Origin of the sequence: Bacillus sp. COPE52 (genome assembly GCF_003355115.1) — a bacterium.
GTDB lineage: Bacteria > Bacillota > Bacilli > Bacillales > Bacillaceae_G > Bacillus_A > Bacillus_A toyonensis.
Genome location: NZ_CP031292.1, coordinates 664,901 through 680,498 on the forward strand (window position 1 = coordinate 664,901; position 15,598 = coordinate 680,498).

Annotated in this window: 14 protein-coding genes; 10 read left to right on the forward strand and 4 right to left on the reverse strand. The window is 35.7% G+C overall.

Annotated elements, in window-relative coordinates; genetic code table 11:
* The first annotated feature begins 92 nt into the window (after positions 1-92).
* Positions 93-1,391 carry a hemolysin family protein gene (locus tag DPQ31_RS03265; RefSeq protein ID WP_000353290.1) on the forward strand — a complete coding sequence of 433 codons (1,299 nt, stop codon included), beginning with the start codon at positions 93-95 and terminating at the stop codon, positions 1,389-1,391.
* 175 nt (positions 1,392-1,566) lie between these two features.
* Positions 1,567-3,000, forward strand: coding sequence for an aspartate ammonia-lyase (aspA, locus tag DPQ31_RS03270; protein ID WP_098711630.1), 1,434 nt, complete (start codon positions 1,567-1,569; stop codon positions 2,998-3,000).
* Between the two features lie 40 nt (positions 3,001-3,040).
* On the opposite strand, the gene DPQ31_RS03275 is transcribed toward aspA, so the two are convergent.
* The gene (locus DPQ31_RS03275) at positions 3,041-4,660 is read right to left on the reverse strand and encodes a lactate permease LctP family transporter (protein ID WP_087969010.1); all 1,620 of its coding nucleotides are present in this window, start codon (positions 4,658-4,660) and stop codon (positions 3,041-3,043) included.
* 811 nt (positions 4,661-5,471) lie between these two features.
* Between DPQ31_RS03275 and DPQ31_RS03280 the strand changes: the two genes are divergently transcribed.
* Positions 5,472-5,759, forward strand: coding sequence for an ArsR/SmtB family transcription factor (locus tag DPQ31_RS03280; protein ID WP_000081428.1), 288 nt, complete (start codon positions 5,472-5,474; stop codon positions 5,757-5,759).
* Between the two features lie 191 nt (positions 5,760-5,950).
* The gene (locus tag DPQ31_RS03285; protein ID WP_000383125.1) at positions 5,951-6,130 is read left to right on the forward strand and encodes an acid-soluble spore protein H; all 180 of its coding nucleotides are present in this window, start codon (positions 5,951-5,953) and stop codon (positions 6,128-6,130) included.
* Between the two features lie 37 nt (positions 6,131-6,167).
* Here DPQ31_RS03285 and DPQ31_RS03290 read toward each other — a convergent pair whose 3' ends face one another.
* Both DPQ31_RS03290 and DPQ31_RS03295 read right to left on the reverse strand, forming a co-directional pair.
* Positions 6,168-7,517: a peptide MFS transporter gene (locus tag DPQ31_RS03290; RefSeq protein ID WP_000338302.1), complete on the reverse strand. Its 1,350-nt coding sequence runs from the start codon at positions 7,515-7,517 to the stop codon at positions 6,168-6,170.
* A gap of 380 nt (positions 7,518-7,897) precedes the next feature.
* The gene (locus DPQ31_RS03295) at positions 7,898-8,866 is read right to left on the reverse strand and encodes an ABC transporter substrate-binding protein (RefSeq protein WP_208731543.1); all 969 of its coding nucleotides are present in this window, start codon (positions 8,864-8,866) and stop codon (positions 7,898-7,900) included.
* A 172-nt stretch (positions 8,867-9,038) separates the two neighbouring features.
* On the opposite strand from DPQ31_RS03295, the gene DPQ31_RS03300 reads away from it, so the two are divergent.
* From DPQ31_RS03300 to DPQ31_RS03310, 3 genes are read left to right on the forward strand one after another with little or no spacing between them, the layout of a single operon-like run.
* Complete coding sequence (locus DPQ31_RS03300) at positions 9,039-10,043, forward strand: FecCD family ABC transporter permease (RefSeq protein WP_000925228.1); 1,005 nt, start codon at positions 9,039-9,041, stop codon at positions 10,041-10,043.
* The gene (locus DPQ31_RS03305; RefSeq protein ID WP_000760041.1) at positions 10,040-11,098 is read left to right on the forward strand and encodes a FecCD family ABC transporter permease; all 1,059 of its coding nucleotides are present in this window, start codon (positions 10,040-10,042) and stop codon (positions 11,096-11,098) included. The genes DPQ31_RS03300 and DPQ31_RS03305 overlap by 4 nt, the downstream gene beginning before the upstream one ends.
* Before the next feature lie 12 nt (positions 11,099-11,110).
* Positions 11,111-11,932 (forward strand): ABC transporter ATP-binding protein, encoded by an 822-nt coding sequence (locus DPQ31_RS03310; RefSeq protein WP_001167971.1) that lies wholly within the window; start codon positions 11,111-11,113, stop codon positions 11,930-11,932.
* 31 nt (positions 11,933-11,963) lie between these two features.
* Here DPQ31_RS03310 and DPQ31_RS03315 read toward each other — a convergent pair whose 3' ends face one another.
* Positions 11,964-12,695: a class I SAM-dependent methyltransferase gene (locus DPQ31_RS03315; RefSeq protein WP_208731544.1), complete on the reverse strand. Its 732-nt coding sequence runs from the start codon at positions 12,693-12,695 to the stop codon at positions 11,964-11,966.
* A gap of 213 nt (positions 12,696-12,908) precedes the next feature.
* Between DPQ31_RS03315 and DPQ31_RS03320 the strand changes: the two genes are divergently transcribed.
* Genes DPQ31_RS03320 through DPQ31_RS03330 form a run of 3 tightly spaced genes read left to right on the forward strand, consistent with a single transcriptional unit; the run spans position 12,909 to position 15,591 of the window.
* A complete protein-coding gene (locus DPQ31_RS03320; protein WP_000095896.1) occupies positions 12,909-14,099 on the forward strand; it encodes a glycine C-acetyltransferase in 1,191 nt (396 codons plus the stop codon).
* A gap of 44 nt (positions 14,100-14,143) precedes the next feature.
* Positions 14,144-15,109, forward strand: coding sequence for an L-threonine 3-dehydrogenase (locus tag DPQ31_RS03325; protein WP_000723133.1), 966 nt, complete (start codon positions 14,144-14,146; stop codon positions 15,107-15,109).
* Between the two features lie 59 nt (positions 15,110-15,168).
* A complete protein-coding gene (locus DPQ31_RS03330; RefSeq protein WP_098711633.1) occupies positions 15,169-15,591 on the forward strand; it encodes an NUDIX hydrolase in 423 nt (140 codons plus the stop codon).
* Positions 15,592-15,598 lie beyond the last annotated feature (7 nt).

The window sequence follows — 15,598 nt, forward strand, 5'->3', positions numbered from 1 at the left end:
TATAGGGTTGCTTTCTAATAATTGAAGAAACTAAAGTGAAACTTCTTTTTAAAAGGAGGTGTAACTTTAGCTAAGAAAGCTAAAGGACATACGTGGATATTTTAAAATTATTGATGGTAGCCATTCTTATTGCATTAACAGCTTTTTTTGTGGCTGTTGAGTTTGCAATTATTAAGGTGCGTAGCAGTCGCATTGATCAACTCGTTACTGAAAAACGACGAGGTGCATTGGCTGCTAAAAAAGTAACTGCAAATTTAGATGAGTATTTATCAGCATGTCAGTTAGGTATTACGATTACTGCGTTAGGGCTCGGGTGGTTAGGAGAGCCAACTATAAAACATTTACTCGAGCCATTGTTCTTAAAGTTACAATTATCTCCTGCCATTGCTAGTACAATTTCATTTATTATTGCCTTTGCAGTGATTACATTTTTACATGTTGTTATTGGGGAACTTGCCCCAAAAACATTAGCTATACAAAGGTCAGAGCAAGTTAGCTTATTATTATCGAAGCCACTTATTTATTTTTACCGAGTTATGTATCCGTTTATTTGGGCTTTAAATGGTTCGGCAAGGCTTGTAACAGGTTTATTTGGATTACATCCAGCTTCTGAACATGAAGTAGCTCATTCAGAAGAAGAATTAAGGTTAATCTTATCGGAGAGCTATGAGAGCGGAGAGATTAATCAAAGGGAATTTAAATACGTAAATAATATTTTTGAATTCGATAATAGAGTAGCAAAGGAAATTATGGTACCTCGTACGGAAGTTGTAGGATTATATGAGGACGAGCCGTTTGAAACACATATTACAGTAATTGCGCAAGAAAAATATACGAGATATCCTGTATTTGGTGAAGATAAAGATGAGATTATCGGAATGGTTAATGTAAAAGATTTATTTATTCGTTATATGGATGGTAATCGAGAGGAAGAGTGCTCGATTACACCATATACAAGGCCAGTTATTGAAGTATTAGAAAATATCCCAATTCATGATTTGCTATTACAAATGCAAAGAAGGCGAATTCCGTTAGCTGTATTATATGATGAATATGGTGGTACAGCAGGCATTGTCACGCTAGAAGATATTTTAGAAGAAATTGTTGGAGAAATTCGAGATGAATACGATGAAGATGAACACCCGCCTATCGAACACATAAGCGAAGGATGTAAAATTGTAGAGGGAAAAGTGCTTATTAGTGAAGTAAATGATTTATTTGGCATACATTTGGTTGCTGATGATGTAGATACAATTGGTGGTTGGATCATGGTACAAAAACAAGTCGTTGCTGAAGGGGATGTTATTGAGAAACATGGCTTTTATTTTAAAGTCCTTGAAAAGGATATGCATCAAATTAAACGAGTGGAGATAAAGAAAGTAGAAGAATGATTTTCTATAAACTTTAATAAAAAGGATATATAGAAAATTAAATGTTTGCGCTTTCAAAAGAGGTGCTATATAGTGAAGGTGGATCCTGAAAAATTCTTCTGAATAATACTCGTATTTTGAGATGGCGGATTTTTTTAGATAAGGATTTAGAATGAAAAAAGTATAGGTGATGCAAATGATAGCAACGAAGGATATACGTATAGAAAAAGACTTTTTAGGTGAAAAGGAAGTACCAAGTGTAGCTTATTATGGTGTACAAACATTACGTGCCGTAGAAAACTTTCCAATTACAGGATATCGCATTCATCCGTCACTCATTACGGCAATGGCAATTGTGAAAAAAGCGGCGGCACATGCGAATATGGATACTGGTTATTTAGCTAAAGATATTGGGCAAGAAATTGCGGAAGCAGCACAAGAAATTGTTGACGGAAAGTTCCATGATCAATTTATTGTAGATCCGATTCAAGGTGGTGCTGGAACTTCCATTAATATGAATACAAATGAAGTAATTGCGAATAGAGCATTAGAACGTATGGGATACGAAAAAGGTGAGTATGCGAAAATTAGTCCAAATACGCATGTGAACATGGCTCAATCAACAAATGATGCGTTTCCAACGGGAATTCATATTGCAACTCTTATGATGTTAGAAGAGCTTCTTATTACAATGGAAGAACTTCATGCTGCTTTCCGTACAAAGGCAAAAGAGTTCGATCACGTCATTAAAATGGGACGCACACATTTACAAGATGCAGTGCCAATTCGCCTTGGACAAGAATTTGAAGCGTATAGCCGCGTGCTTGCGCGTGATATAAAAAGAATTAAACAGTCTCGTCAACATTTATATGAAGTGAATATGGGGGCGACAGCTGTTGGTACGGGATTAAATGCAAATCCTACGTACATTGAACAAGTGGTAAAACATTTACGAACATTTAGCGGATTCCCACTTGTCGGCGCAGAGCATTTAGTTGATGCAACGCAAAACACAGACGCATACACAGAAGTATCTGCGGCATTAAAAGTATGTATGATGAATATGTCTAAAATTGCAAACGATCTTCGTATTATGGCGTCTGGGCCACGTGTCGGATTAGCAGAGATTCAATTGCCTGCACGCCAACCAGGTTCATCTATTATGCCAGGTAAAGTAAATCCAGTTATGGCAGAAGTAATTAATCAAGTTGCTTTCCAAGTAATTGGTAATGATCATACAATTTGCTTGGCATCAGAAGCAGGACAATTAGAATTAAACGTAATGGAGCCTGTGCTTGTATTTAATTTAATTCAATCTATTAGTATTATGAATAACGGATTCCGTGTATTCCGTGAATACTGTATTAAAGGAATTACAGCAAATGAAGAATTGCTGAAGCAATATGTTGAGAAAAGTGTTGGAATTATTACAGCAGTTAACCCTCACATTGGTTATGAAGCAGCATCTCGTATTGCACGTGAAGCAATTGAAACAGGAAAATCTGTTAGGGAGTTATGCTTAGAACATGGTGTACTGACAGAAGAAGAATTGGATATTATTTTAGATCCATTCGAAATGACGCATCCTGAAATTGCTGGTGCTTCTTTATTAAAGAATAAGAAGATGTAATGTGAAAAAACACCGATCCATTTGGATCGGTGTTTTATTTTTAAAAGATATTAAATACAGCATTTAATTGAAGTAAGCTAATAATAGCTAAGAAGATTAAACTATATTTCATCACTGTTTTAAATAGAGCAGATTCTTTACCAACTAGTCCAACTGCCGCACAAGCAACTGCTATGGATTGTGGTGAAACCATTTTTGCTATTGTGCCACCAACTACGTTTAATGAAACGAGAGTAGATGGGACGATATTTAATTGATCGGCAGTTACTGCTTGAAGTGGTGCGAATAGTGAACCACTAGATACTACTGAACCAGTAATGAATACGCCAATCCATCCTAAGATTGGAGAAAGAATAGGGAATGCATTTCCAGTAGAAGAGAATGCAAGTCCAAGTGTAGATGACATACCAGAGTAGTTTTCTACGTAAGCTAAAGCGATAACGCTACAAATTGTATATACTGGAACCTTTAATTCTTTTATTGTTTCAATCATTAATTCTTTAACCATTTTACCTTTTACGCGGTAAACGATAAGTGAAACGATAATTGCTAATACAATCGCAGTAGTTGTAGAAGAGAATACATCTAGTTTGAAAATCGCTGCGAAAGGTGTATCAGCTTTTGTGATTGGTGCAGTTTTTATAACTTGATTATGAAGACCAGGGAATTGAATGTTAAATACTAAGTTTGCCAATGGACCATCCGGAGCAAATAAAGCTTTAATTGGTTTTAAATTAAAGATTGTTACAAATGCAGTTAAGAATACGAATGGAGACCAAGCATATAAAATTTGATTGAATGTATGAGATTCTTTTTCTTCTTGTTTTTCTTCTTTAGCAGAAGACTTTGGTTGCCAAACACGTAAGAATAATGCAAGAGCGACCATACTTATGACTGCTGCGAAAATATTAGTAAGTTCAGCGCCTAAGAAGTAAGTTACAACGAACTGAGTAATTGCGAAAGAAACACCACTTACAAGAATACCTTGCCAAGTTTCTTTAATGCCTTTAAATCCATCTACCATTGAAACAAGTAAGAACGGTAAAACAATGCTAATGAATGGCAAAATGTAAACTGCTTGACGACCGACAGTTAATGCATCTATTCCAGTTAATTGTGCAGGTACTGTAACTGGAATACCCATAGCCCCCATAGCACCACCAGCGATATTAGCTACTAAGCAAATGCCCGCTGCTTTTAATGGATTAAAGCCCATACCTACAAGTAATGCAGCTGTAATAGCAACCGGAACACCGAAACCAGCTGCGCCTTCTAAGAAAGCGCCGAAAGAATAAGCGATTAATAATACTTGTAAACGTTGATCATTTGTAATACTTGAAATGCTATCACGAATGACATTGAATTGTTCTGTTTTAACAGTTAATTTGTAAAGGAAGATAGCTGCGATAACGATAGTACAAATTGGATAAAATCCAGATAAAACACCAAATCCGGCAGATGCTACTGCTGCAGTTGTAGGCATTTTATAAACAAATATAGCAAGAATAATAGCAACAATTACACTGTAAAGCCCAGCCATGTAACCTTTCATTTTGAATCCCACTAAACAAATAATGAAGCAAAAAATTGGAAGTGCTGCGATTAGTGCAGATAGCCAAATATTGTTTAATGGGTCATAAATTTGTGTCCAAGTACTCATAATAATGACAACTCCTATCTATTTTATGTGAAGAAATTCACATTATTTGTGAAACAATTCACAATCAACTTACATGCTTAGTATATTCTCCTTCAACACTATTGTCAACGTAAAAAAGTATAATTATTCCATAATAGTGTTAAAAGAAAGCTTTGTTCATAAAGTAGACAAAAAAGCGCACTTAAATGTATTTGAGTGCGTTTTTTAAAGTGAAACTTTATTCAGTGAGTATTTTGTTCATATGTCATTGTCCCAATAGGTGTATAGTAGATGCCGTCTTTTGTATCGAATATAAAGTTTGATATATTGCACTTATCTGTCCTGTTTGATCTAGTGGGGGAAGGAGTGGTTTATTTCATTATGAGGTTTTAAATAACATTCCAGCCAAATGTAATATGAATAAAAAATAAGAAGCAAATTCTTAATACTAGAGCATCTCTTTTTACTGAAAATTCCTTTTAGTGTAACAAAGAGGTTAAGTATACTCCAACTACTTTACGGAAGTTTATCAATTATAGACGGTATTTTACAATATCATTACTTTGCATTTCAATGAGGTGAAAATATAACAAAAAGCCTGATAAAACAACGTTTGCAAGCAAAGTATTTGTAGCCCTTTGTTTTGCTTTTTCGTTATATCATATAGTATAATATTCAAAATCAGTAAGGATTTTTTCCTGAATTCTATGCTGATGAAGGTGGAAAAAATTTTCAGCGTTATAGGTTGATAAAGTTATGTCGTAACAGGAAATATAAGAACAGATATATAAATAAATAAAAAGAAAATAAAAACGAAAATGAGGGGAACTTTATGAGCCAAAATCAATTCGAATGTCGTATTTCAGAAGAAGATGTACAAATGTTAAGAGCGTTAGCGCATCCGTTGCGTCTACGCCTAGTAATGGAACTAATGCAACGTGGAACGTGTAATGTAACACAACTACAGGAAGTATTAGAAATTCCGCAATCAACGGTTTCACAACATTTAACGAAGTTAAAGCAAAATAAGGTAGTACGCTTTGAGAGACGAGGATTAGAAGTGTATTATCAAATCCATAATGATAAAGTAAGTGCAGTAGTAAAAACATTATTTTCTTAAAATTTGAATATTATGGAAAAAGACGTGTGGAATATACGTCTTTTTTTATTTGTCAGAAAGGTAGCGATAGAGTAAATATTAACATGTGAGGAAGAAATGACTATCAATCAACATGCTGCCTTACGGAATATATTCTAAAAGGAAAAGAAAAAATACAAAGGAGTGTAGTAAGCAAAAGGAGGGATAGTAGTATGGATGTGCAACGTGTGAAACAAATCTTATCTTCTTCAAGTAGAATTGACGTTACATATGAGGGCGTACCAGTATGGATTGAGAGCTGTGATGAGCAGAAGGGGAGTGCCCAAGTGTATGACGTATCTAATCCTGGTGAGAGCGTTCATGTGGACGTGACGGCTTTAGAGGAAAAATAATAAAAAAGACGCTTCTAATTTTAGAAGCGTCTTTTTGTTATTCCATCATATGTGCAATTTTCTTAGAGAACATAAGAAGTACTAATCCTAGTACGATTACGATAACACCGATGCTTGCAAATACTTCTAAATATCCTAAAGATTGAGTGAAAGCAGCTAATTGTCCTGCTAATAAGTTTGCAAAGCCAGTACCAGCTAACCATACACCCATTAATAATGATGCTAATTTAACAGGAGCGATCGCACTTACCATAGATAATCCAATTGGTGATAAGAATAGTTCACCGATTGTGTGGAACATGTAAGTGAATACAATGAATAGTAAGTTTGCTTTCATTGTAATGTTACCTTCATCGCTACCAGTTTTTAGAACAGCTAAAGTTAAAACTAAGTACCCGACTCCTAGTAAAATCATACCAAAAGCCATTTTTGTAGGGATTTTTAAATCACCATTTTTTGTTTTTGAAAGTTTAATCCATAATGCAGAAACTGGTAATGCTAATAAGATAATGAATAATGGGTTTACAGATTGGAACCAAGGTGTTGGAATTGTAAATCCACCAATTGTACGATCTACGAACTTATCTGTGTAAAGTGTTAAAGAACTACCAGCTTGTTCAAATCCTGCCCAGAAGAATACAACGAAACAAGTTAAAATTAAAATTGCAACAGTACGTTTTTTCTCTTGTGGTGTTAAAGGTTTTTTCTCAACAGCTTTTGCATTTTGTTCTTTAGATTTTTTACCCACAACTGTTGTTCCAGCTGATCCTAAGTAACGAGGTGCTAATAAGTTAAATGCAATCTGCCCAATAATCATACCGATACAAGCTGTTAAGAAACCGTATCTGTAATCTGCGAAGTAACCGCAAATGAATGGAGCGATAAGAGCTCCTAAGTTGATTCCCATGTAGAAGATAGTGAAGGCACTATCACGACGAGAATCGTTGTCGCTATATAATTGACCTAGTAAAGTCGAAATATTTGGTTTGAAGAATCCGTTACCGATAACTAATAATCCTAATCCTAAAAATAGTCCAGTTTTCGTATTCATTGAAAATAGTACGAAGTTACCAATCGCCATAATGATACCGCCAATAGTAATGGCGTGTCGTTTCGTAATGAAGTGGTCAGTTAACCAGCCACCAATAATAGGTGTGAAATATACAAGCATTGTGAAAATACCGTAAATTTGAACTGCAACTGCTTTATCAAAGCCTAAACCGCCGCTTACTAAGCTCGTTGTTAAATAAAGAACTAATAAGCCACGCATTCCGTAATAACTAAATCTTTCCCATGCTTCTGTAAAGAACAACAAGTATAACCCTGGTGGATGTTTTTTTGGTGATTGTTGCTCTCCAGCTTTGTCTAATTTTAAAGCTGCATCCATTTTTGTTTCCCCCTAATCCTGTATAACGGATATTTATGTAATCATTTTAATTTACAAAATATTTAGAAGTCAATAGAATTATATGGAAATAGAAAGAAAATTTCTAAAAAAGTTCTATTTTCTTCAACCGTTATTGTATTTTGCCCTGAAAACTTGATAATAAGCGTTTTCAAATGTAGTAATTGAATTCTAAACGAATTTAAAATAGTGATTAATCAGAAAATTTAGATTAAAATATTTATTCTGATATAGAGAAAATATATTCTATTTACTTTTATAATATAACATATTGGGAATAAAAATACAAAATGAAATAATGTGACACTTCAGTGAAATGAAAAAACCAGCTCCATAAAAGAGGGGAGCTGGTTAGAATAAATTTATTTAACGAAGCGTTTTTCAATGTCGTCTAGTAGCAAGTTAGCAGCCATTACACCGCCAGCTGTATTCCAAATAACGTCGTCAACTTTGTATGCTTTTCCGTTCTTTACTGCATTTAAGTTTTTAAATAGAGGATCGTTTATATATTCTTTTTCTAGTTCAGAACCTTTTTTCTCATTGCCTTTATCGAATGTGAAGTAGAATAATACATCGCCATCCATTGCCGAAATACGTTCTTTAGATACGTTACGCTCTGCAAAATCATCTTTATTTTGATCACCAGGACGTTTAAATCCAAGTTCTTTTAAAATAACACCAGAGAATGTATCACCGTGATAAATACGAACATCACCAGGCATAAAGCGTACCATAGAAATTTCTTGATTTACTTTATCACCAAGTTTGCCTTTTAAATCTTTCATACGTGTTTCGTAATCAGCTAAAACCTTTTGGCCTTCTTTTTCTTTATTTAATGCTTTTGCATAAAATTTGAAGTTATCTTTCCATTCACCACGTAATGTTTCTGAGAACACAGTAGGTGCAATTGCTTTTAGTTGTTCGTACACTTTTTCGTGGCGCATTTTGTTACCAATAATTAAGTCCGGTTTTAAAGAAGCAATTGTTTCAACGTTAACTTGTCCTTCATCACCAACAACTTTTACATCTGTCATTTTATCCTTAATATGTGGATACCATGGGTCACCAGTCCAAGACTTTACAGCACCAACTGGTTTCACACCTAATTCAAGTAAAGCTTCAGTTCCTTCATTTGTTAAGATAACTACACGTTTTGGATTAGCAGGAACTTCTGTTTTACCCATTGCATGTTCTACAGTAACCACTTCTTTTTTATTATCTTCTTTTGTAGATTCTTCTTTGTTATTTGATTTTCCACAAGCACTTAAAAGCATTGAAAATGCTAGTAAAAATACAAATACTGTAAACGATTTCTTCCGCATGAAATTCATTATGTACCCCCTACATGTTGAGAATATTTTTCAATAGCAAGCATGATATTAAGCCTTTATCTTTTGATTGTCAATACATATGGATGAAAATAATTCTCATTTCCGTTGACAATAAGAATTAAGTTGAAATACACTAACAACGTATCATTATACATTGAAGGGGAAACGCTGCATGTTATTAAAAACAAATCGAGCAAAATGGATTGGATTATTTGTTGGAATCATTGCAGTCGTTATTTGTATTTGGGGAAGTATTATTTTCGGATATACAAATACGAGTTGGAAACTAGCATTGGATGCTTTTTTCCATTTTAATGGTTCCAATGAACATATTATTATTCAAAATGTACGTCTGCCTAGGGCGTTAATTGCAGCTAGTGTTGGTGCTAGTTTAGCCATTGCAGGCTGTCTTATGCAAACTTTAACTAAGAATCCACTTGCTTCACCAGATTTTATTGGATTAAATTCAGGCGCTGCGTTCTTCATAGTTGTAGCAATTGTTATCTTTTCCGTGACGTCATTATCGGCTTTCACGTGGATTGCCTTTTTAGGAGCGGCAATTGCAGCTGTACTTGTATTTGCTTCTAGTTCTTTAGGAAAAGAAGGGACGACTCCTCTTAAGTTAACATTAGCAGGTGTCGCGATAAGTGCTTTATTTTCATCATTAACACAAGGGTTGCTTGTTTTGAATGAAAAGGCAATGGAAGAAGTATTGTTTTGGCTTGCCGGATCTGTACAAGGAAGAAAAATAGAAATTTTACAATCTGTATTTCCGTATTTATTAGTAGGATGGATTGCCTCTCTTATGATGGCAGGGAAAGTAAATACATTGATGATGGGAGAAGATGTTGCAAAAGGTCTCGGACAACGAACAATTTTAATGAAATCATTCGTACTACTCATTATTGTATTGTTGTCGGGTGGTTCAGTTGCGGTTGCTGGCCCAATAGGATTTATAGGAATTGTAACTCCGCATTTTGCCAGATTTCTTGTTGGAGTTGACCACAGATGGAGAGTGCCCTATAGCGGATTGTTAGGTGCAATACTATTAATCTTAGCGGATATAGCCGCAAGATATGTCATTATGCCACAAGAAGTACCAGTAGGGGTTATGACAGCATTTATCGGGGCCCCATTCTTTATTTATATTGCACGTAAGAGAGGGCTTAGCAAATGAAGAAGTATATCCCGTTTCGTATAGGAAAAGATGGATTCTCGTTTTTAATGTATAAACGAGCTAGTCTCGTCTTGGTGAGTTTATTAGTAATTTTAATAGGATTATTTTTTGCAAGTGCAGGTATGGGAGATATGAAAATTGCTCCTTATGACGTATGGCAAGCGATTACTGGAAATGGCGATGCGATGTCAAATATGGTTGTAAATAAGTTTCGTATGCCGCGTATTTTAATTGCGATCCTTGTAGGAATTGCACTTGCTGTAGCAGGTTGTATTTTACAAGGGCTCGTTAGAAATCCGCTTGCTTCCCCTGATATCATTGGAATTACAGGTGGTGCAAGCGTAGCAGTTGTACTCTTTTTAGCTATATTTAGTGATAAAAACAATGCGCTAACAGTAAGCATTCATTATATGCCGCTCGCAGCTTTTGCTGGAGCGACGATTGTAGCGCTTTTTGTATATTTATTTGCATGGAAAAATGATGGCTTATCACCGATTAGTCTTGTTTTAATTGGTGTTGGATTTTGGGCGTTAACGAAAGCGGCAACAACGTTATTTATGTTACTAGCACCAATTTATCAAGCGAGCCAAGCAAATGTATGGATTACAGGTACTGTTTACGGCTCTTCATGGCAAAATGTGATGGTACTTGCGCCTTGGGTTCTCATTTTAACGGTAATATCTTTTATCGCTGCTAGACATTTAAATGCACAAGAGCTAGGGGATGATATAGCGGTAGGACTTGGTGTTCCTTTAACGAAGTCGCGTGTATTTATGTTATTACTTAGTACAGCTTTAATTGGTGGGGCGGTTGCCTTTGCCGGAGGGATTGGGTTTGTTGGTTTAATGGCACCTCATATTTCGCGAAGATTAGTTGGTTCTTTATACGGTGCATTACTCCCAGTTGCAGCTATTGTCGGTGCAATTTTAGTACTCGCTGCGGATTTAATTGGGCGCACAATTTTCACACCACTTGAAATTCCAGCAGGGGTATTTACATCAGCAATTGGTGCACCTTATTTTATTTATTTACTTTATAAAAGTCGGAATTCATAAAGGGAGATGAATATGCAAAAAGCATTGGAGACAAAACGTTTGACGCTGTCCTATGGTGAAACAATTATTATCGAGGAGTTGGATTTAGAAATTCCAAAAGGTGAAATTACAATCTTCATCGGTTCTAACGGTTGTGGAAAATCAACTTTATTACGTTCACTAGCTAGATTATTAAAGCCAACAAATGGTAATATTTTGTTAGATAATCAAGCGTTACAAAGTATGCAAACGAAGCAAATTGCTCGTCAAATGGCAATCTTACCGCAAGGACCCCAAGCACCAGAAGGGCTTACAGTATTGCAACTTGTAAAGCAAGGACGTTATCCATATCAAACTTGGTTAAAGCAATGGTCAGAAAAAGACGAGGAAATGGTACAGAAGGCACTTGCAGCAACAGGTATGACAGAATTTGCTGAACGGGATGTGCATGCTCTTTCAGGTGGGCAACGTCAACGTGCTTGGATTGCAATGACGCTTGCACAAGATACAGACATTATTTTACTAGATGAGCCAACTACATATTTAGATATGACTCACCAAATTGAAGTGCTAGATTTATTATTTGAATTAAATGAAACAGAGCAACGAACAATTGTTATGGTATTACACGATTTGAATTTGGCATGCCGTTATGCAGACAACATTGTAGCTATTCAAGATAAACGAATATATGCACAAGGTAAACCAGAAGAAGTTATTGACCAGAAGTTAGTTCGGGATGTATTCCGTATGGAGTGTCAAATCAGTACGGATCCGTTGTTTGGAACACCACTATGTATCCCGCACGGAAGAGGAAGACGATTAGTTAAAGAAGTTGCTCAAGCAATGAGATAACGAAAAAAGACGATGGGGATTCATCGTCTTTTTATTTTTTACAAGAAAATAATAGAAAGAGGGGAATTCGTAAACGTTGTTCATATTCCTCTTCACTTTGAAAATAGGTTTGATTTGGTGTAGCTTCTTTTAGATTTATAATGGTAAATCCGGCTTGCTGTAATAATGTGAAATACTCTTCCGTTGTACGATGATATTTAATAACTTCTTGGTCAATCCATGGTTCAACCCGTTTACCTAGTTTAAAATAATCATCGACGAACCAGTTCGTTCTTTTACCACTCGTTTGCAAGCTTTCAAATGAAGAGGTAATAACAGGATGTTGAACGCTAAAGATGAAGGTTCCATTTGTTTTTAAAGTTTTGTACACATTTTGAAAAATGATATGAAGATGTTCAATATAATGTAAAGCGAGTCTAGATGTGACTAAATCAAAAGTAGATGGGGAGTATGTATAATCTTTGAGGTTTATCAAATGAACAGATCCATTTTTATTTTCTAGTTGTTTTTTAGCTTTTTCATACATAAGCTGAGAGCCTTCAATGCCGGTGTAAGAGTGGCATCCGTTTTCTAATAATTCCTCGCCAAACTTAGCATCGCCACAACCTAAATCGAGAATTTGTTTTCCTTTTACATCACCAATGAGTTGAAAGAATGCTGGCTTTTCAATGGATTCATTGGGGCTATTTTCGCGGTATCTTCGTTTCATATATTGCTCAAAAAAAGCTTCGTTATTATATACATCGGATTCTGTAAATGCCATGTTTGAAGCCTCCCTAAATATTTTTTTAATTCTATCAAATATGGAATGTAAATGATAGATTTCTTGTAATGAATCATATATAATTAAAATTTGTAAGCGGTTTCTTTAAACTATTTTTCTATAATAAATTCTGAAAACGTGTTAAGCTAGTAGAGGGATTATTAGAACTATTAAGATAATAATCCGCTTACATGAACGATGGGAGGCTTCACGATGTCTAGTAAAACACTTGCGAAATTTTTAGAAGAAAATTTAGAGGATTTAAAATCAAAGGGGCTTTATAACGTAATTGATCCGCTTGAAAGTCCAAATGGACCGATTATTACAATTGGCGGCAAAGAATATATTAACTTATCTTCAAACAACTATCTTGGATTAGCGACTGATAATCGCTTACAAGAAGCAGCGATTGGTGCAATTCATAAGTACGGTGTTGGAGCAGGAGCTGTTCGTACAATTAACGGTACTTTAGATTTGCATATTAAATTAGAAGAAATAATTGCAAAGTTTAAACATACAGAAGCAGCAATTGCTTATCAATCAGGATTTAATTGTAATATGGCAGCGATTTCAGCTGTTATGGATAAAAATGATGCGATTCTTTCAGATGAATTAAATCATGCATCTATTATTGATGGTAGTCGTCTATCAAGAGCGAAAATCATCGTTTATAAACATTCTGATATGGAAGATTTACGCCAAAAAGCAATCGCGGCGAAAGAATCAGGTCTTTACAATAAATTAATGGTTATTACAGACGGTGTTTTCTCAATGGATGGAGATATTGCAAAATTACCAGAAATTGTTGAGATTGCAGAAGAGCTAGATTTAATGACATATGTAGATGATGCACATGGTTCAGGGGTACTTGGAAAAGGTGCAGGTACTGTGAAGCACTTCGGTCTTTCTGATAGAGTTGATTTCCAAATTGGTACATTATCAAAAGCAATTGGGGTAATTGGTGGATATGTAGCAGGGAAACAAAACTTAATTGATTGGTTAAAAGTTCGTTCACGTCCATTCTTATTCTCTACAGCATTAACACCAGCTGATGCAGCAGCTTGCATGAGATCAATTGAAATCTTAATGGAAAGCACAGAGTTACACGATCGTTTATGGGAAAATGGTCGCTATTTAAAACAAGGGTTAAAAGAACTTGGCTTTAACATCGGAGAAAGTGAAACGCCAATTACACCTTGTATTATTGGTGATGAAGTATTAACACAAGAATTTAGTAGACGTCTAAATGAAGAAGGCGTATACGCAAAATCTATCGTGTTCCCAACTGTAGCTAAAGGAACAGGACGCGTTCGTAATATGCCTACAGCAGCTCATACGAAGGAAATGCTAGATGAAGCAATTCTTAAATATGAAAAAGTAGGGAAAGAAATGGGCATCATTTAAGTAACGACATCTTTTGAATAGCTTGCAAATGAGGAGTGGGGAAAATGAAAAAAATTCTAGTAACCGGTTCTTTAGGGCAAATTGGTTCTGAACTAGTAATGAAACTTCGTGATGTATACGGCGCATCAAACGTTATTGCAACAGATATTCGTGAAACAGATAGTGAAGTAGTAACGTCTGGTCCATTTGAAACGTTAGATGTAACAGATGGGCAAAAACTACATGATATTGCAAAGCGTAATGAAGTAGATACAATTATTCATTTAGCAGCTTTACTTTCAGCAACAGCAGAAAAAAATCCGTTATTTGCTTGGAATTTAAATATGGGTGGACTTGTAAATGCATTAGAAGCAGCTCGTGAATTAAACTGTAAGTTTTTCACGCCAAGTTCTATCGGTGCATTCGGTCCATCAACGCCGAAAGATAATACGCCACAAGATACAATTCAGCGTCCTACTACGATGTATGGGGTAAACAAAGTAGCAGGAGAATTACTATGTGATTATTATCATCAAAAGTTTGGCGTTGATACGCGCGGTGTACGTTTCCCAGGCTTAATTTCTTACGTAGCTCCTCCAGGAGGCGGAACAACTGACTATGCAGTTGAAATTTATTATGAGGCGATTAAAAAAGGTGCATACACCTCATACATTGCTGAAGGAACGTACATGGATATGATGTATATGCCAGATGCTTTACAAGCGATCATTTCATTAATGGAAGCTGATTCAAGTAAGCTAGTGCATAGAAATGCGTTCAACATTACAGCAATGAGCTTCGAGCCAGAGCAAATTGCAGCATCAATTCGTAAACACATCCCGACGTTTACAATGGATTACGCAGTAGATCCAGCTCGTCAAACAATCGCTGATAGCTGGCCAAACTCTATTGATGCAACAGCAGCAATGAAAGAGTGGGGCTTTAAAGCAGAATACGATTTAGACAAAATGACAACGGACATGTTGGCTAAGTTAAAAAAAAAGCTCACAGCTGAGTTAGTGATGAATTAATAGGAAGGGTCGATTCTTAGGAATCGGCTCTTCATTCTTTTTGAGAGGGTGAAAATAACATGCAAAGAGTTGATGTCGTATATGCACTAATACATGACGAAGAAACAGATAAAATATTAATGGTACATAATGTAGAACAAAACGTTTGGTCATTGCCAGGCGGGGCTGTTGAAAAGCGTGAGACGTTAGAGGAAGCTCTAGTAAGGGAAGTAAAAGAAGAGACAGGTTTAACTGCTATGGCAGGTGGACTTGTTGCAATCAATGAAAAATTCTTTGAAGAATCCGGGAATCACGCACTACTTTTTACATTTCGAGCGAAAGTACTAACGGGCGAGGTACATGCAGAAGATGAGGGAGAAATTTCTGCGATAGAGTGGGTGGAGCGAACAATCGCAACTGAACGATTCCCATTCTACGATGGAGGATTCGAGTCATTGTTAGAAGTAGCTATTCCATACAAGTTTCAACCAGAAAAAAAGTAATTGAACG